The organism is Geobacter sp. SVR, assembly GCF_016865365.1.
In the GTDB taxonomy this organism is placed as follows: domain Bacteria; phylum Desulfobacterota; class Desulfuromonadia; order Geobacterales; family Pseudopelobacteraceae; genus Pelotalea.
Map to the genome: position 1 here is coordinate 822260 of NZ_AP024469.1, position 16265 is coordinate 838524.

The window sequence follows — 16265 nt, forward strand, 5'->3', positions numbered from 1 at the left end:
GCAGAGTTCCTCCGGAAAAGATTCAATGCAGCACATGATATCCACCACATGAGAGGAGAGAAACAATGCAGAAAAAGAAACTGGCCCTGTCTGCAGCAGTAGCCGGTGCGATCGCCATGCTGGCGCTGCCCGCGCTGACTGTCGCAGTCAACAAGCCGGCCACCAAGGTGGCCAACGACGGCCGTGCCACGTGCTACGAGTGCCATGATGAGGTCAAGGTCATGAAAGAGGGCTCCAAGCATGCCAAACTGGCCTGTACCGTTTGCCACGACAAACTGGATGCCCACGCCAAGGACCCGGAAAAGAACAAGCCCGGCACGGTCATCGACCAGGCTCTGTGCGGCAAGTGTCACAAGAACCAGATGGAGAGCTTCTACACCCTGAACCGCGATGGCGGTGCACGCAAGGAAAAGGGGGTGCCGACCGGTCGTTCACCCATGCAGGACAAGCTCCTGGCAGGTCACGGTTTCACCTTTGAGCACGACGAACCGCGCGCCCATGCCTTCATGGTAATCGATCAGTTTGCGGTGGACCGCTTCCAGGGGGGGCGCTACCAGTTCAAAGGGGGCTGGAAGAACATCGACAAGATGGGCAAGACCTGGGATGTGCTGGAGGACAAGGGTAAAGGGACCAAGCTGACCGAAACTGCCATGGCCGGCAATCCGACCTGCATCCAGTGCAAGACCTCCGACCATATACTCACCTGGAAGTTCATGGGTGACAAGGGGGGCAAATTCGACCGCACCTCCGATGTCAACGACGTGGCCAAGGCGACCAACAATCCGCTGGGCTGCATTCACTGCCACGATCCCCACGGCACGCAGCCCCGCGTGGTGAGGGACGCACTGATCCAGGCCATCCAGAAGGATCCCAAGGGCAATATCTTCTCCAAGAACGGCGCCACTGACCTGAAGGTGGTCGATTTCCGCGGTTTCCGCAAGATCGGTGTGATGAGCAAGACCGATTCGCGCATGATGTGCGCCCAGTGCCATGTGGAGTACAACTGCAATGCCGGCAGCCAGTGGAGCGACGGCAAGCCGGTCAAGTACGACGACCAGCGCACCAATCACTTCCCGCTCAAGAACTCTCTGCAACTGCTCAAGCACTACAAGGAGCTGGACTTCTTCGATTTCAAGCATGCAGTCACCGGTGCCCGCCTGATCAAATTTCAGCACCCCGAGGCCGAGACCTATGCCGGCAGTGTGCACGACAAGGCCGGCGTGCAGTGCCACCAGTGCCACATGCCCAAGATGAAGGGCAAGGATGGCAAGAGGTTCTCGACCCACGGCGTGGTCAAGCCCAAGCTGGCGGTCAAGGCCTCCTGCCTGGGGTGCCATACCGACAGCACGGTCGAGAAAAAACTGTATGAAATCGAAACGATCGTCAACTATACCAAAGGTAAGATGCGCAAGGCGGAATACTGGCTGGGCCAGTTGATCGACACCTATGCCGCGGCACAGCGTCTGGGCGTGGCTGAAAGCGTCCTGGCCCAGGCCCGCGAGAAGCATGAAGAGGCCCATGCCCTGTGGGAATACTGGACCGCCGAGAATTCCGACGGGTTCCACAACCCCTCGCTGGCCCGCGAGAGCCTGACCGGCTCCATTGCCGCCTCCAAGGCAGGCGTGAAGATCCTCAACGACGCCATGGCCGTGGCCAAGAAGGATGAGCCGAAGAAGTAGGTTTCTGCGCCTTCGGATTCAACACGGAGTGCCCCGTTTCCTCGCGAGACGGGGCACTTTTTGCGTGTATGGGTGCCGGAATACCACTGACAAAAGATAAGGATATTTTATCATCCTGTGGTAAGGTACGCGGGAAGCATACAACGGCGTAAGGGGACTGCCATGAAGTGTCTGATAGTAGATGATGACGAGCTGAGCCGTCAGTTGATTGCAGAGGTTCTGCGGGAGGTGGCGACGAGTGAAATGGCTCCGAACGGAACGGAGGCGGTAAAGAAGTTCCGGGCGGCCATGCGGGCGGGAGATCCCTACGACCTGATCATTCTGGATATCATAATGCCGGGTATGGACGGACACGAAGCGGCCAAGGCCATTCGAGGCATCGAGCAGGAGCAGGGCCTGACGCCCGACAAGGGGGTCAGCATCATCGTGCTTTCCTGCCTGAACACCCCCAAGGATGTGATCGAATCCTACGTTTCGGCCCAATCAGCGGCTCACCTGGTCAAGCCGGTTTCCCACCAAAAATTGATGAAGTCCCTCAGAACACTGGAATTGGTGCCATAGTCTTCAGTTTTTTACACAGTGGCCCGAGGCGTGCAGGGATACCTCATGAATCGGGACTCTCCTCATCCGGCAATGCCCCGAACAGTATGATGAATTCGCTCCCTTTGCCCGGACTGCTTTCCACCCAGATGCTCCCTCCGAATGATTCGACCGCCAGCTTGCAGTAAGCCAGGCCGAGGCCTGCGCCGACCTGTGGTTGGCCGTTCCGACGCGATTGTACGAACCTCTCGAAAATATGTTCCTGGTCCTCTTCGGGAATGCCCGGACCGGTGTCTCTGACGCTTAGGCGCACCAAGTGGCGGTGCTCCGTCAGTGTCTGAAGATGGGCGGCCGCGTAGCGGGGGACTTCCGGCAGCTGCTGGCCGTCGGTTGGGAGCGCATGGCAGGAAATGGTGATCTCACCGTCAGGGGGGGTGAATTTCAGTGCATTTCCGACCAGATTGGCAATGATCCTGGAAAACGCGCTGCGGTCGACTTCGATCATCGGCAGCTCCTGGTCCAGGTCAACGTTCAGTGTGACCGATTCCTGCTGGGCCAGGGCGGCGAATCTTCCGGAAGCCGCCAGGATCGTTTCCTGCGGACTGCAGGGGCGGATGTTCATGCTGGTCCGCCCTGCTTCGAAGCGATGGATGTCGAGCAGGTTGTCGATCATCCCGACCACTTCGTTGCAGCTGTCGATGGCTGACTGAAGATATTCGACCTGTTCGGAATTGACCGGTCCCAGGCGCCCCTCGCGAATGATGTCGATGGACCCGATCACCGCTGTAATCGGGTTCTTCAGATCATGGGAGAGCATCGAGACGAAGTCGTCCTTTTCCCGCTCCAGCCGTTGTTTTTCAATGAGCGTCCGGCGGAAGTCAATGGCCCGCTCCACCCGCTGGAGCACATCGCTCAGATCAAAGGGCTTGGCAACGTAGTCCAGGGCTCCGCTGCGCATGCACTCCACGGCCAGGCTTTCGCTGCCATGGGCCGTCATCATCATCACCGCCACATCGCTGCCCGAGGAGCGGATCAGCTCGAGCACCTGGATGCCGCTGATGCCCGGCATCCTGATGTCCAGCAGCACCAGCGAAAACTGACCCTCCGGCAGCATTGCCATACAGGTCTCCCCGTCCATTGCCCAGTCGGTAACATATCCGGCTTCCTCCAGGTGCAGCTTGAGGATCTGGGCGATATCCGGCTCATCGTCGACGATCAGGATACGGGCTGGTTTCAGCATGATTTTACGCTCCGGATGATTGATAGGCGGCCAGGAAGGCTTCCGCCAGAACCAGATCTTCAGGCGTGGTGATCTTGATGTTGCGGTAATCCCCCGGCACGATCCTGATGGGGCTCCCCTGGCGTTCGATCAGGGAGGCGTCGTCGGTGCCGATGAAACCCTCTTGTTCGGCCCGGCAATGGGCCTGATAGATCAGGTCGAAACGGAAGGACTGCGGGGTCTGGGCCTGCCAGAGTGTTTCCCGGGCAGGGGTTTCCACCACCAGGCCATCCCGGACGATCTTGACCGTGTCCTTGGCCGGAACCGCCACCAGCGCCCCTTCGCCGGTGCGGGCCACCTCAATGGAGGCCTGCAGCAGCCCGGCGGGAATGAGCGGCCTGACCCCGTCGTGAATCAGCACCACATCCTCCCCGGCAGCATGGCGTTCGAGATACCTGAGGCCGTTCATGACCGAATGCTGACGTTCCTTGCCACCGGCCACAATGTCCATCACCTTGCGGAATCCGCACGCTTCCACTACCTGCTCGCGGCAGTAGGAGATCTCGTCGGCCGGAATCACCAGGCAGATGCCATCGATCAGTGGCGACTGCTCGAAAACGGCAATGGTGCGGGCGATGATCGGCAGGCCATTCAGTTGCAGGTATTGCTTGTTGATCGATGCACCCATGCGTTTTCCCATGCCTGCAGCGGGAATCAGGGCGAACGACTTGGCTGATGTCATCGTTTCTCCTGTGTCAGAAAATCTGCCGCTTCAGCCAGGGAAGCGCCTAGGGAAACGATATCACGATCAAGAATGGTACGCACGTCCAAAAGAAAACGGTCGCGGTGGATCCGGCCGATGACAGGGGTGCCGGCCCGGCGCAGGGCTGCCTCGATCCGTTGGGGCGCAGCCGAAGCAATCTGCACTTCGATCAGGGTGGTGGGCAATTGCAGCAGCGGAAAGGAGCCGCCACCGGCGCTGGACTCTCCCTGCTGTTTGCGGAGTTCGACAACAGGAGGCAACCCGCGCCGGAGCCTGCGGATGATCTGGGTGGCCCGCGCAGACAGTTCCCCGGCCGGCATGGTCAGCATCCTCAGGGTGGGAATCTCCCGCAGGGCGCGCTGTTCGTCGCGGTAGAGCCGGAGGGTCGCCTCCAGTGCGGCCAGAGAGAGCTTGTCCATGCGGATGGCGCGCAGCAGGGGATGCCGCTTCATCGGTTCCACCAGGCTGCGTTTGCCGGCAATGATACCGGCCTGAGGGCCCCCTAGGAGCTTGTCGCCGCTGAAGGTGACCACATCGGCGCCAGTCTCCAGATAACGGGCGATGGTCGGTTCGCCGGCAATGCCGTAGGGAGCCAGGTCCACCAGGCAGCCGCTGCCGGCGTCCAGCATGACCGGTATGCCCTTTTCCCTGCCCAGTACTGCCAGCTCTTCGATCGAGGTGTCTGCTGTGAAACCGACCACGGCGAAATTGCTGGTATGCACTTTGAGAAAGAGGGCGGTTGCCTCGGAGGCGGCTGCCTGAAAGTCACGGAGGTGGGTACGGTTGGTGGTGCCTACCTCCACCAGCGCTGCGCCGCTCTGGCGCATGACATCGGGGATGCGGAAGGAACCGCCGATTTCCACCAGCTCTCCCCGGGAGAGGACCACCTCGCGGCCGATAGCCAGCGTGGAGAGGGCCAGGATTACGGCGGCAGCGTTGTTGTTCACCACCAGGGCCGCTTCTGCGCCGGTCAGCTCGCAGATCAACCCTTCCACGTGCGCGTTGCGTTTGCCCCGTGCGCCGTCCTGCAGATCGTATTCCAGGTTGCAGTAGCCACCGGAAATCTCCAGCATCGCCTTTTCGGCCTGAACCGCCAGAGGGGCGCGCCCCAGGTTGGTATGCACCACCACGCCGGTGCCGTTGATAACGGAGCGCAGGCTGTGGGTGCTGCGCCGGGCAAGGCCGGATTCGATGGATGCGATCAGGGCGGATCGGTCATCCGGAGCGCCGGCCCGGCCGGAGCGGACCTCTTCCCTCAGTTCGGCCAGGGCCAGCCGCACAGCCGCGATCACCTCGGCACGGGGATGCGCCGCCAGCAGAGGGGCCATCTCGGGCCATGCCAGCAATCGGTCGACCTTGGGGATCGCCTTCAGTATCTCCTGGATTCGGGCGGACATGCTAGAGGTCGATCTGCGGCGCCGAGGCCATGGCCGGGAGGCCTTCGCTGCCGCCAACGGCAAGTCCCTTGCCGGATATCACGATGTTTTTTCCATCCATCAGCACCTTGCCGCCATATTCGGCATTTTTGCGCACCAACGATTCGGCGGCCTCGGCGTCCCGCTTCCGAAAGGCTTCGATGATCTTTTCATGTTCCATGACCGAAATCTTCATCCTGCCGGGCAGGCTGAGCGACATCAGGCGCAGGCGCTGGAAGCGGGTCACCACACTGGTGATCAGTTCGCGCAGCTTGTCGTTGTCGGCGGCTTTGATGAACAGGTCGTGAAAATCGCTGTGGATTTTGAAGAAGGTCTTGATGTCGTTCTGTTCGGCCAATTCCGAGAGCCGGACGTTGATGGCCTGGAGCCGGTCAAGTTCCTTGCCGGTCAGCTTTTCGCAGGCCCGCCGGGCAGCATAGCCTTCCAGAATGCTCTTGATGGCATAAAATTCCTCCACATCCTTCTGGCTGAATTCGCTCACCACTGCACCCCGGCGTGGGATGACCGTCAGGTACCCTTCCGATTCGAGCTGGCGGAAGGCCTCCCGAATGGGAGTGCGGCTGATGCCGTACCGCTCGGCGAGTTCGGGTTCGGAAACCCTGCTGCCTGCCTTGAGCGAGCCGGAAATGATTGCATCCCGAATATTTTCAAGGATCTTTTCACGCAAGGTAAGATGTTTTTCCATGGGCTTTTTCATGCGCAGGCTGCTCCTGGATAAATTTTTCGCATTGTATACTGTATGCAGGGATTGTCAACTCTAAGCTCATGGTTTTACGGAAGTATCATGTTGGCTATCGCATACTGATCATGCGTTTTGCGGCCCTTTGGGCGTGCGGTTTACGCCGGTGTGTGAGCCGGTGCCAATCATCCCTTGAATTTTGACGTTTCAGCGGGTAATCTGCACCGCATTCGAGGAGAGACATGGACCCGGTACGGCACCTTAAAATCTCAATGCTGGTCCTGTTGCTGCTGGTTTCGACCGGTATCTTCGGCTATATGACCATCGAACATTGGCGCTTTCTGGATGCCCTTTATATGACCGTCATCACGCTGGGCACGGTGGGGTTCCGGGAGGTGCACGACCTGTCGGACAGCGGCAAGGTCTTCACCATGGTGCTGGTGGTCGTCGGCGTCAGCGTGATCGGCTATATCGTGGGCAGCCTGGCGCAGATCATGTTCGAGGGGCAGATCCAGCGGGTGATGGGGAGGAACAAGGTGGAAAAGATGATCAAGAACCTGAAGGGGCACTACATCATCTGCGGCTTCGGTCGGATCGGCTCCCTGATCTGCAAGGAATTCAAGGCCAACAAGGTCGATTTCGTGGTGGTGGAAAAGGATGCCGAAACAGCGGAAAAGCTGCATGAGGAGGGCTACCTCTACATGCGGGGCGACGCCACCATGGACGAGGCGCTGCTCAAGGCCGGCATCAGGAACGCCAGGGGATTGATCTCCGTGGTGACCTCGGATACCGAAAATGTCTATATCACCCTGACCGCCCGTGGATTGAATCCCGATCTCTACATCCTGGCCCGTTCCGGCGAAGAGGGCTCTGACATCAAGCTCAAACGGGCCGGCGCCAACAAGGTGGTGTCCCCCTACATCATCGGCGGCACCAGGATGGCCCAGTCCATCCTGCGCCCCAATGTGGTAGATTTCATCGAAATAGCTACCGGCAGCGAGCATCTGGACCTGCAGATGGAAGAAATCACCATCCCGGAACACTCGGCCTTTGCGGGCGAAACGCTGGTGAGTTCGGGATTCAGAAGGGAAACCGGTGTGATCATCATCGGTATCAAGAAAGATCACGGAAAAATGGTATTCAATCCTCATTCGCAGGCCAGGATCGAGGCCGGCGATACCCTGATTGTTTTGGGGGAGCCATCGGCAGTCGTCAAACTGGAAGAACTGGTGGCATGCCCGGCCTCGGACGGCCTGATCATGCAACACCAAAAGGAGAATACCAGCCATGCATGAACGCGTCCATGCCCACGTCCCCTATCTGCGCCTGTCCGACCAGCTGGAACATATCATCCGGCAGCGCATCAACCCCGAAATAGCCTTTTCGGCCGAAGGCCTGGACCTCCTGGCAGGGGAGGAGCTAACGGCACAGGCCCGCCTGCTGCACACCGCCGGGCTGGCAACCACCATCCACGCGCCGTTTCTGGACCTGAATCCGGGCGCGCTGGATCACACCATTCGTGAGGCAACCCGCCTGCGCTTCCGGCAGACGTTCCAGGCCGCCAGGATACTGCAGCCGCGTGCGATCGTGTTTCATCCCGGCTACGACGACCTGCGGTACGGGGACAAGCGCATGGCCTGGCTGGAGAACAGCGTCGATTTCTGGCGCGAGTTCATCCCGATTGCCCGGGAGATCGGCTGTACGATTGCCGTGGAAAACATCTTCGAGAAGGAACCTTCGACCCTGCACGCCCTGCTGGAGACGGTCGACGATCCCTGTTTCCGCCACTGCTTCGATGTGGGCCACTGGAACATGTTCACCACCGTTACCATGGAAGACTGGTTTGCCGAGCTTGGCCCGTTTCTGGCCGAGGTGCATGTGCACGATAATCACGGCCAGGCCGACGAGCATCTGCCGCTGGGAGAGGGGGAGATCGATTTCGACCTGCTGTTCGGCCTGGTCGGTCACTACGCCCCCCATGCTATCCTGACCATCGAGGCCCATACTCCTGAGCGCCTCGAACGGGCGCTCAGGAATATCCGTACATACGTATGAATTGATTCCAGACCAAAAGTATTCGAACAGGGATACACAGGATAAAAACCGGGAGTGATCGCCAAAATTATTTAGCGGCCACGATCGTACCGATGAGATTTTCATCCCGCACATTCTGTCCATCTCTGTAAATTATCTCGGCAGCAATTTCATTCCCAGTAAGGAGTATCGATGTCAGAAACTATTCTTGTCACCGGCGGCTGCGGCTATATCGGCAGTCACGTCATTCGTCAACTCAGTGAGGCAGGGCGCAGGGTGGTGGTATTCGACAACCTCTCCACCGGTTTTCGCGATGCCCTGGTCCACGGCGAGGAACTGATCGAGGGGGACCTGTCCGACCGGGACGTCCTGGAGGCCGCCTTTCAGCGGCATAGCTTCGACACGGTGCTGCACTTTGCCGCTGCCATCATCGCCCCGGAGTCGGTCTCGTTGCCGCTGAAATACTACGGCAACAATACCCGTAACACCCTCGGACTGCTGGAAACCTGCATAAAGCACGGCGTCAAGCGCTTCATCTTCTCCAGCACCGCTGCGGTCTACGGCATTCCCGAGGGGGGCGTGGCAGCGGAGGAGAGCCCGCTGGCACCGATCAACCCTTACGGCACTTCCAAGCTGATGAGCGAGTGGATGCTGCGGGACGTATCGGCGGCCCACGACATGAAGTACGTGGCCCTGCGCTACTTCAACGTGGCCGGCGCCGATCCGCAGGCACGCATGGGGCAGCGTACCCCCGAGGCGACCCACCTGATCAAAGTGGCCTGTCAGGCCGCGCTGGGGATGCGGGAAAGCGTCGGCATCTACGGCACCGACTACCCCACCCCTGACGGCACCGGCATCCGCGATTATATCCATGTTGAGGATCTGGCTTCAGCCCACCTGCATGCCCTGGAATACCTGGAGCGGGGCGGGGAGCCGACCGTCATGAATGTGGGCTATGGCCGCGGCAGCAGCGTGCGGGAGGTGCTGGAGGTGGTCAGGGAGGTCAGCGGTGTAAACTTCCCGATAATAGAGGCCGAACGCCGGCCGGGCGATCCCGCCTCGCTGGTGGCGCGGGCCGAACGGATCGGGCGCCTGACCGGATGGCAGCCGCGTTACGACGATCTCCGCACCATCGTGGCCGATGCCTGGAGATGGGAACGCACCCTTGCCGGACAGGGACGGTAGGGAGATCGCCGGTGTCTCTGCGCAGCCTCCGCATTCTGAACGAGATTGCCCGCAAAGGAAGTTTTGCGGCAGCGGCCGAATCGCTCGGCCTGACCCAATCGGCGGTGAGCCTGCAGATCAAGAAGCTGGAAGAGGAATTCGGTGAGCAGTTGTTCGAGCGAACCGGTCGCAGCCCGCGGCTCAACCCGAATGGCAGGCTGGCGGTCGAACGGGCCCGTGAGATTCTGGCCATCTACGACGGCATCAGAGATGAACTGGCCTCCCAGTCCGGGATCAGAGGCGAGCTGGCCCTGGGGGTCGTGCCGACCGTGATCACCGGTCCCTTGCCCCCGGTGCTGGCCCGGCTGCGGGAACAGTACCAGGAGCTGCACGTCAGGCTCCAGTGCAGCCTGTCGGCCGAGTTGGTCAGCCAGGTGAACGAGGGGGGGCTGGATGCGGCCCTGACAACCGAACCCCCCTTTGCCGTTGCCCCGGGATACGAGTGGCGGACCTACGACATCGAGCCGTTCTTCGTAGCTGCTCCCGCGGGAAGCCGGGCAAGCGGCACCGAGTCCCTGTTCGAGCGTTTTCCCTTTGTACGCTTCGACCGGACCGCTTGGGCCGGGGCCATTGTCGACGGATATCTGATGGCCCAGGGCATCCATCCCCGGGAGGTTGTGGAGCTGGACTCGCTGGAGGCCGCGCTCGGCTTGGTGGACCAGGGGCTGGGCATCGCCGTGGTACCGCTCAACAGGCGCCGCCTGGCGGAGGCGCGCAGGCGGTTCTCGCTGCAGCCTTTCGGTTCTCCACACTTGACCCGGCGCGTCGGCATGTATCAGAGATGCCGGCATCCCCGCCGGGTCCTGACTGATGTGATCTTCAAGGAACTGTGCCGTGAATGCGGACTGCCCGAATCGTGAAGCGACTTAAATAAAACTTGAGTATCAAGTAAATTTTATCAATTTTTATTTGTATGATCCCTGTGCTATCCTTTCTCTACCTGTAGGGAAAGGATGCTCCCCCATGACCTCCATAACCGATGCCCTGATCCCGGTGCTGGCCCTGATCCTGACCGGTTTCCTGATCCAGCGCACGAACTTCCTGCCCCCCTCCTTCTGGCCTGCGGCTGAAAAACTGACCTACTTCCTGCTCATGCCCGCCACTCTGATCAATAGTCTGGCGGGTAAGCGGATCGGCTCGCTCCCCTGGCTGAAAATCCTGATGACGGTAGAAGGCACTATCCTTTTGAGCGCCGTGCTGGTGACGCTGTGGTGGCTGCTCAATCGGCGCATGGATGGCCCGGCCTTTACCTCGCTCTTTCAAGGGGGGGTACGCTTCAATACCTTTGTGGCGCTTGCTCTGGCGGAAAGCCTGTTCGGCAAGGAGGGGCTGTTTGTTGCCGCACTGGGGGCCGGATTCATGATCATGCTGGTCAACCTGCTGTGCGTCACTGTTTTCTCGCTCACGGTCAACCATGGTGGGATCGATCTGAAACGCCTGCTGGGCGACCTGGCCCGCAATCCGCTCATCATCGCCTGCCTGATCGGGGTCGGACTCAACGCTTCCGGCCTCGTGTTGCCTGCGGCGTTGAGCGGTACCCTGGCTCTGGGGGGCAAAGCGGCCTTTCCGGTGGGGCTGATGGCGGTGGGGGCCGCCTACCGGGCCAGCCATCTGGAACGGTATTGGCAACCGCTGCTGGTAAGCTGTCTGGTGCAGTTCCTCTGTAAACCGATGACTGCCTGGTGGCTGGCAAAGACGATGGGGCTGTCCGGCGTGGCGATCGGCGTGGCCGTGCTGCTGTTCAGCGTGCCGACCGCGCCCACGGCGTACATTCTCTCGCGGCAGATGGGTGGGGACCACGAGGGCATGGCCTCGATCATCACCGTCCAGACCTGCCTCTCGTTCTTTACCCTGCCGGTCACGATCTGGCTGTTGATGTGACCATATCCCTGAATCCGTGAATCCTTCCAGACTTCACTCGCTACCTATACCTTGCTCTTGCATTTCCGGCATGAGAAGCATGTCGGCGTAGGTGAGCCGGCAGTGCCGACATGAAACGGAGCCGGCGACGATCGAGCTCCGGCATGACGCGCGCTTCGGCTTCCCGGCTTTATGGATTCAGAATACGTACAACACTACTCGCTCTTCAAACGGTAGCCTACCCCCGGTTCGGTGACGATATGGCGCGGCCGGGACGGATCGGCCTCGATCTTGCGGCGCAGGTTGCTTATGTTGACCCGCAGGAGGTGGGGCTGCTCCAGGTAGGCCAGGCCCCAGATCTGTTTGAGGATCTGGCTGTGGGTCAAAACCTTGCCGGCATGGGTCACCAGTAGCCGCAGCAGGTCGTACTCGGTCGGCGTAAGCTGCGCCTCTTCACCCCGCACGCATACCCGGCGGCGGGTCAGGTCCACTTCCAGATCGCCGCTGGCGAACACCGGCTCGGGCGCATCCTGCAGCGCGCGCCGCAAGGTTACCCGTATGCGGGCCAGCAGTTCCCCCACCCCGAAGGGCTTGGTGAGATAGTCATCGGCCCCGGCATCCAGGGCCGCCACCTTGTCATCTTCCCGCTCCCGCACCGACAGCACGATGATCGGCACCTGCGACCACTCCCGGATGCGCCGGATCACCTCGATCCCGTCCAGGTCAGGCAGTCCCAGGTCAAGCAGAATCACGTCCGGCCGGGAGGCAGCCGCGGCAGCCAGACCGGCATGGCCGTTCTCCGCCTCCAGCAGCGCAAATTCGTTGCCGCTCAGCACCGTGTGCAGAAAGCGGCGGATGGCCGGTTCGTCATCGATGATCAGGATGCGCGGGGGATTGTCTGCGTTGCGTTCGGCTACCATGGTACCTCGCTTTTACGACGTAACATCTGCCACAGAGACACGGAGAAATACCGAAAGGCATGGCACACGGAAAAAGCGGAAACGTCAGGATTTAACTGAAAAGTTATCCGCCGTGATCCGTTTGTACCGTCTTTTCCGCGTTCTATGTCTTTGAATTTCTCTGTGCCTCTGTGGCCGATTTGTTGATTTTGCTCTTATCGTGCCGGCGTTTCCAGCGGCAGGCGTATTACGATCCTCAACCCGCCCCCCTCCCGGTTCTCGGCGCTGATCGCGCCTCCGTGCGCCTCCACGATGCCCTTGCAGATCGAAAGTCCCAGCCCGGTGCCGCCGGCCCCTTCCGGTACGGGGATGCGGTAGAACTTGTCGAAGATCCGCTTCAGGTCGTGCTCTGGCACGCCCGGGCCCCGGTCTGCCACCTCCAGCAGCAGTTTTCCGCTATCGATCGTGGCAACGATTTCGACGGGACTGCCGGCCGGCGAATATTTGAGCGTGTTCTCCAGCAGATTGACCAGTACCTGGGTCATCAGCACCAGATCCATCGGCACCAGCGGCATGCCCGGTTGCATCCTGAAGGTCACTTCGCGCTCGTTGATGCGCGGCTCAAGGGCGGCCATGGCGCATCCGACCAGATCCTGCACGTCGCACGGCTCCAGGTTCAGCCTGACCGCTCCTGCCTCGATGCGGCTCATGTCCAGCAGATTGCCGACAAAGCGGTTCAATCGCTCCGCTTCTCCGCAGGCATTGTCCAACAGTTCGCGGCGGGTTTGCTCATCGAGCCGGGTCCCGTTGTCGCGCAGGGTGGAAAGCACGCCCGTGACCGAGACCAGCGGCGTGCGCAGATCGTGGGAGATGGAATTCAGCAGGGCCCGCTCCAGGTTTTCCCGCGCCTGGAGAATCTGGGCCTGTTCCGCCTGGTGCGAGAACCTGATCCGTTCCATGGCCATGGCGGCCTGCATCGTGAATGCCTCCAGCAGGCGCCGGTTGTCCTGGGAGTGATAGGCCTGTTCATTCTCCAGCCTGACTCCCATGACACCCAGCACACTGGCGGGGGTTTGCAGCGGCAGGTAGATCAGGTCGGCGGAAACGAGCGTATCGGTGGCCCGCCCGGCCGGATGGTTGTTACGGAAGGACCAGTCGGCCACAGCCTGTTCCTTCATGCCAAGCGTCAACCCTCCGCTGGCCGCCTGAATATCGAGCCGTTCCCCTTCCGGCAGCAGGATCGCCACCCGGGCATTCAAGGCTTCCTCCACATTCCTGACCACTCCCCCCAGTACGGCTTCGATGTCAACGGCAGCGGCCAGGTCACGGCTCAGGTAGTACAGGCTGGCGGTCTGCAATTCCCGGGCACGTATCACTTCGGCCCGTTCGCGTGCACGCGCCACCAGCGTGCTGATCACCACCCCCACCACGAACAGCCCCAGAAAGGTGAGCAGGTACTGGGTGTCGGCCACGGCAAAGGTCATATGGGGGGGGACGAAGAAGAAGTCGAATGCCAGCACGCCGATAAAGGCGGTGGCAATGGCCGGCTTGCGCCCCAGGCGCACTGCCGCCACCACCACGGCCAGCAGGTAGAACATGACCATGTTGGTCGGTGCCAGAAAAGGACGCAGCAGTTCGCACAGCAGCGTTGCGGCGGCTATCAGTATCAGGCCGAAGGCGTAACCGTGCAGCTTCAACGGGCGGCGGTGCTTCCGTGCTGCGGTTTTGACCTGCTGTTCCGGTTCGAAGCTGACCACCACCACATCGATCATCCCGCTTCCGCGGATGACGCGGTCCACGATCGGCGGCTGCATGATCTCCCGCCAGCGTGCCTTGTTCGGTTTGCCCATCACAATCTTGGTGATGTTGTGCCGAGCCGCGTACTCCAGCACCGCCTCGGTGATGTCGGTAGCGGCGAGAGTCGCCACCTGGGCCCCCAGGCTTTCGGCCAGACGCAGATCGCGCCAGATGCGCTCACGATTTTCCTGAACCTGCCGTCCGCCAGCGGGGAGCTCGATATATACGGTCAGCCACTCCGCCTTCAATTCCTCAGCCAGGCGACAGGTGGCGCGGATCAGCTTTTCGCTGTAAGGACTGCCGCTGACGCAGACCAGCAGCCGTTCGGCCGTGGGCCAGGGACCGGGGATGGACTGGGTCTCCATGTAGGCCCGCATCTGGTCGTCCACCCGGGCGGCGGTCCTGCGCAGCGACAACTCCCGCAGAGCCATCAGATTGCCGGGACGGAAGAACTTCTCAATCGCCTGGGCAGCCTGATCGGGTATGTACACCTTGCCCTCGTGCAGTCGCTGCAGCAGATCTTCAGGGGAGATGTCGATCAGCTTGATCTCGAAGGCCAGGTCCAGCAGACGGTCCGGCACCGTCTCGCGCACCTTGACACCGGTAATCTGGGCCACGACGTCGTTGAGGCTCTCGAAATGCTGGACATTGACCGTGGTATAGACATCGATGCCGGCTGAAAGGATCTCTTCCACATCCTGCCAACGTTTTTCGTGGCGGGAACCGGGGGCGTTGGTGTGAGCCAGTTCGTCCACCAGCACTATCTGAGGCCTGCGGGCCAGGATGGCGTCCAGGTCCATCTCCGGGAGCGCGACACCCAGATACGGGACCTGTCTGCGCGGCAGAACTTCCAGTCCCTTCAGGAGGGCATCGGTTTCTGTGCGGCCATGGGATTCCACGTATCCCACCACCACGTCGCGGCCGTCCCGCTTGCGCTGTTGTGCCGCTTCCAGCATGGCAAAGGTCTTGCCGACACCGGCCGCATAACCGAGGAAGATCTTGAGCTTGCCCAGTTCGGCCGTGACCTCCTCGGCCTGGGCCAGCTTGAGCATCGCCTCGGGCGAGGGGCGTATGTCATCCCTGCGGTTCATAGGCTTTCCGGCTTATCGGACGGGAATCGTGTGAACAGTTTCATTGATGACCAATTTATTCTGCGTGAACACGCCTTGCAATAGATAAATCGAGCCGTTGACGTCCTGAAACCACAGGTTGCAGGTATTCGCCCTGTCCCCGCTGGTTACGCTGATCAGCTTCCATGACCGTGGGATTGACGGCGGTATGTGTGCTGTCATCAGGTCGTGAAGTTTCAAGGTTTCCATTGCGGTACGCTCATCGACCACGGGCGGGGGAACAGGGGGCGGGAAGGATACGCCGCGGGCCATGGGAACAAGCACCAGGCACGCCAGGATAATGATCATGATTTTCATGTCGTTCCTCCGTCTTGGTCGCATTGTCGAATCGGGGACATGGCACGATACTGCCGGGTCACTGTTTCGGGTTCAGGCGGTCCAGTTCCAGATTCAATGACAGCACATTTACGCGCGGCTCTCCCAGAAAACCGAGCTGCCGGTTTTCGGTGCCCTGATTGACCAACCTGACCAGTGCTGCCGGATCCATCCCACGCGCTTTGGCCACCCGCGGGACCTGAAGCATGGCCGCCTCCGGCGAGATGTGCGGGTCGAGCCCGCTGGCCGAGGCCTGGACCAACTCGGCCGGGATCGGTCCGGTCACTCCGGTGTCGCGAAGCGCCTTGACCCGCTCTCCCACGGTCTTGAGGTAGTCCGGGTTGGTGGGGCCTGCATTCGAGCCGCCAGAAGCCATGGGGTTGTAGCCGAAATCGGTGGTGGCCGACGGTCGGGGCCAGAAGTACTTCGGATCAGAGAATGGCTGTCCGATCAGGCGTGAGCCGATCTCTTTGCCCTCCTCGCCGACGATGAAGCTGCCGTTGGCCTGCCGCGGAAACACGACCTGGGCAATGGCCGTGACCACGGCGGGGTAGATTGCGCCGCAGATGACGGTGAAGGTCACTAACATGAGGATTGCCGGTTTTATGTCTTTCATGATTTGTCTCCTGGTGGGGTAACTTCCCCCCTCACCCGGCCTTTGGCCACCTTCTCCCTCCGGGAGAAGGATAG

General features: G+C 60.7%; 15 protein-coding genes. 7 read left to right on the plus strand and 8 right to left on the minus strand.

Going from position 1 to position 16265, the window contains the following annotated elements:
• The first annotated feature begins 65 nt into the window (after window positions 1-65).
• Both GSVR_RS03885 and GSVR_RS03890 read left to right on the plus strand, forming a co-directional pair.
• On the plus strand, window positions 66-1679 hold the full coding sequence (locus GSVR_RS03885; RefSeq protein ID WP_173196335.1) for an ammonia-forming cytochrome c nitrite reductase subunit c552: 1614 nt from the start codon (window positions 66-68) through the stop codon (window positions 1677-1679).
• Between the two features lie 162 nt (window positions 1680-1841).
• Complete coding sequence (locus tag GSVR_RS03890; RefSeq protein ID WP_173196333.1) at window positions 1842-2240, plus strand: response regulator; 399 nt, start codon at window positions 1842-1844, stop codon at window positions 2238-2240.
• A 43-nt stretch (window positions 2241-2283) separates the two neighbouring features.
• On the opposite strand, the gene GSVR_RS03895 is transcribed toward GSVR_RS03890, so the two are convergent.
• Genes GSVR_RS03895 through GSVR_RS03910 form a run of 4 tightly spaced genes read right to left on the minus strand, consistent with a single transcriptional unit; the run spans window position 2284 to window position 6334 of the window.
• Window positions 2284-3459, minus strand: coding sequence for a hybrid sensor histidine kinase/response regulator (locus GSVR_RS03895; protein WP_308936456.1), 1176 nt, complete (start codon window positions 3457-3459; stop codon window positions 2284-2286).
• Between the two features lie 4 nt (window positions 3460-3463).
• Complete coding sequence (gene ispD / locus GSVR_RS03900; protein WP_173196331.1) at window positions 3464-4180, minus strand: 2-C-methyl-D-erythritol 4-phosphate cytidylyltransferase; 717 nt, start codon at window positions 4178-4180, stop codon at window positions 3464-3466.
• Complete coding sequence (gene selA / locus GSVR_RS03905; RefSeq protein ID WP_173196329.1) at window positions 4177-5598, minus strand: L-seryl-tRNA(Sec) selenium transferase; 1422 nt, start codon at window positions 5596-5598, stop codon at window positions 4177-4179. Before selA ends, ispD begins: the two co-directional genes overlap by 4 nt.
• Window position 5599: 1 nt before the next feature.
• On the minus strand, window positions 5600-6334 hold the full coding sequence (locus GSVR_RS03910) for a GntR family transcriptional regulator (protein ID WP_173196327.1): 735 nt from the start codon (window positions 6332-6334) through the stop codon (window positions 5600-5602).
• Between the two features lie 224 nt (window positions 6335-6558).
• Between GSVR_RS03910 and GSVR_RS03915 the strand changes: the two genes are divergently transcribed.
• The 5 genes from GSVR_RS03915 to GSVR_RS03935 all read left to right on the plus strand — a co-directional run bounded on the left by GSVR_RS03915 (window position 6559) and on the right by GSVR_RS03935 (window position 11455).
• A complete protein-coding gene (locus GSVR_RS03915) occupies window positions 6559-7611 on the plus strand; it encodes a TrkA family potassium uptake protein (protein ID WP_173196325.1) in 1053 nt (350 codons plus the stop codon).
• Complete coding sequence (locus tag GSVR_RS03920) at window positions 7604-8371, plus strand: sugar phosphate isomerase/epimerase (protein WP_173196323.1); 768 nt, start codon at window positions 7604-7606, stop codon at window positions 8369-8371. The genes GSVR_RS03915 and GSVR_RS03920 overlap by 8 nt, the downstream gene beginning before the upstream one ends.
• Before the next feature lie 171 nt (window positions 8372-8542).
• Window positions 8543-9535, plus strand: coding sequence for a UDP-glucose 4-epimerase GalE (gene galE / locus GSVR_RS03925; RefSeq protein WP_173196321.1), 993 nt, complete (start codon window positions 8543-8545; stop codon window positions 9533-9535).
• A gap of 11 nt (window positions 9536-9546) precedes the next feature.
• On the plus strand, window positions 9547-10434 hold the full coding sequence (locus GSVR_RS03930; RefSeq protein WP_173196319.1) for a LysR family transcriptional regulator: 888 nt from the start codon (window positions 9547-9549) through the stop codon (window positions 10432-10434).
• 103 nt (window positions 10435-10537) lie between these two features.
• Window positions 10538-11455, plus strand: coding sequence for an AEC family transporter (locus GSVR_RS03935; protein ID WP_173196317.1), 918 nt, complete (start codon window positions 10538-10540; stop codon window positions 11453-11455).
• A 194-nt stretch (window positions 11456-11649) separates the two neighbouring features.
• Here GSVR_RS03935 and GSVR_RS03940 read toward each other — a convergent pair whose 3' ends face one another.
• From GSVR_RS03940 to kdpC, 4 genes are all read right to left on the minus strand, one after another.
• A complete protein-coding gene (locus GSVR_RS03940; RefSeq protein WP_173196315.1) occupies window positions 11650-12354 on the minus strand; it encodes a response regulator in 705 nt (234 codons plus the stop codon).
• Window positions 12355-12548: 194 nt separating this feature from the next.
• Entirely contained in the window at window positions 12549-15221 is a 2673-nt protein-coding gene (locus tag GSVR_RS03945) for a sensor histidine kinase KdpD (RefSeq protein ID WP_173196313.1), read from the minus strand.
• Between the two features lie 12 nt (window positions 15222-15233).
• Complete coding sequence (locus tag GSVR_RS03950; RefSeq protein ID WP_173196311.1) at window positions 15234-15557, minus strand: hypothetical protein; 324 nt, start codon at window positions 15555-15557, stop codon at window positions 15234-15236.
• Window positions 15558-15615: 58 nt separating this feature from the next.
• Window positions 15616-16191: a potassium-transporting ATPase subunit KdpC gene (gene kdpC / locus GSVR_RS03955; RefSeq protein WP_173196309.1), complete on the minus strand. Its 576-nt coding sequence runs from the start codon at window positions 16189-16191 to the stop codon at window positions 15616-15618.
• Window positions 16192-16265 lie beyond the last annotated feature (74 nt).

What these genes read in the sequence shown, in the direction of transcription:
- GSVR_RS03885 (WP_173196335.1), top strand. Translation starts at nt 66, where the DNA reads ATGCAGAAAAAGAAACTGGCCCTGTCTGCAGCAGTAGCCGGTGCGATC.
- GSVR_RS03890 (WP_173196333.1), top strand. Translation starts at nt 1,842, where the DNA reads ATGAAGTGTCTGATAGTAGATGATGACGAGCTGAGCCGTCAGTTGATT.
- GSVR_RS03895 (WP_308936456.1), bottom strand. Translation starts at nt 3,459, where the DNA reads ATGCTGAAACCAGCCCGTATCCTGATCGTCGACGATGAGCCGGATATC.
- ispD (WP_173196331.1), bottom strand. Translation starts at nt 4,180, where the DNA reads ATGACATCAGCCAAGTCGTTCGCCCTGATTCCCGCTGCAGGCATGGGA.
- selA (WP_173196329.1), bottom strand. Translation starts at nt 5,598, where the DNA reads ATGTCCGCCCGAATCCAGGAGATACTGAAGGCGATCCCCAAGGTCGAC.
- GSVR_RS03910 (WP_173196327.1), bottom strand. Translation starts at nt 6,334, where the DNA reads ATGAAAAAGCCCATGGAAAAACATCTTACCTTGCGTGAAAAGATCCTT.
- GSVR_RS03915 (WP_173196325.1), top strand. Translation starts at nt 6,559, where the DNA reads ATGGACCCGGTACGGCACCTTAAAATCTCAATGCTGGTCCTGTTGCTG.
- GSVR_RS03920 (WP_173196323.1), top strand. Translation starts at nt 7,604, where the DNA reads ATGCATGAACGCGTCCATGCCCACGTCCCCTATCTGCGCCTGTCCGAC.
- galE (WP_173196321.1), top strand. Translation starts at nt 8,543, where the DNA reads ATGTCAGAAACTATTCTTGTCACCGGCGGCTGCGGCTATATCGGCAGT.
- GSVR_RS03935 (WP_173196317.1), top strand. Translation starts at nt 10,538, where the DNA reads ATGACCTCCATAACCGATGCCCTGATCCCGGTGCTGGCCCTGATCCTG.
- GSVR_RS03940 (WP_173196315.1), bottom strand. Translation starts at nt 12,354, where the DNA reads ATGGTAGCCGAACGCAACGCAGACAATCCCCCGCGCATCCTGATCATC.
- GSVR_RS03945 (WP_173196313.1), bottom strand. Translation starts at nt 15,221, where the DNA reads ATGAACCGCAGGGATGACATACGCCCCTCGCCCGAGGCGATGCTCAAG.
- GSVR_RS03950 (WP_173196311.1), bottom strand. Translation starts at nt 15,557, where the DNA reads ATGAAAATCATGATCATTATCCTGGCGTGCCTGGTGCTTGTTCCCATG.
- kdpC (WP_173196309.1), bottom strand. Translation starts at nt 16,191, where the DNA reads ATGAAAGACATAAAACCGGCAATCCTCATGTTAGTGACCTTCACCGTC.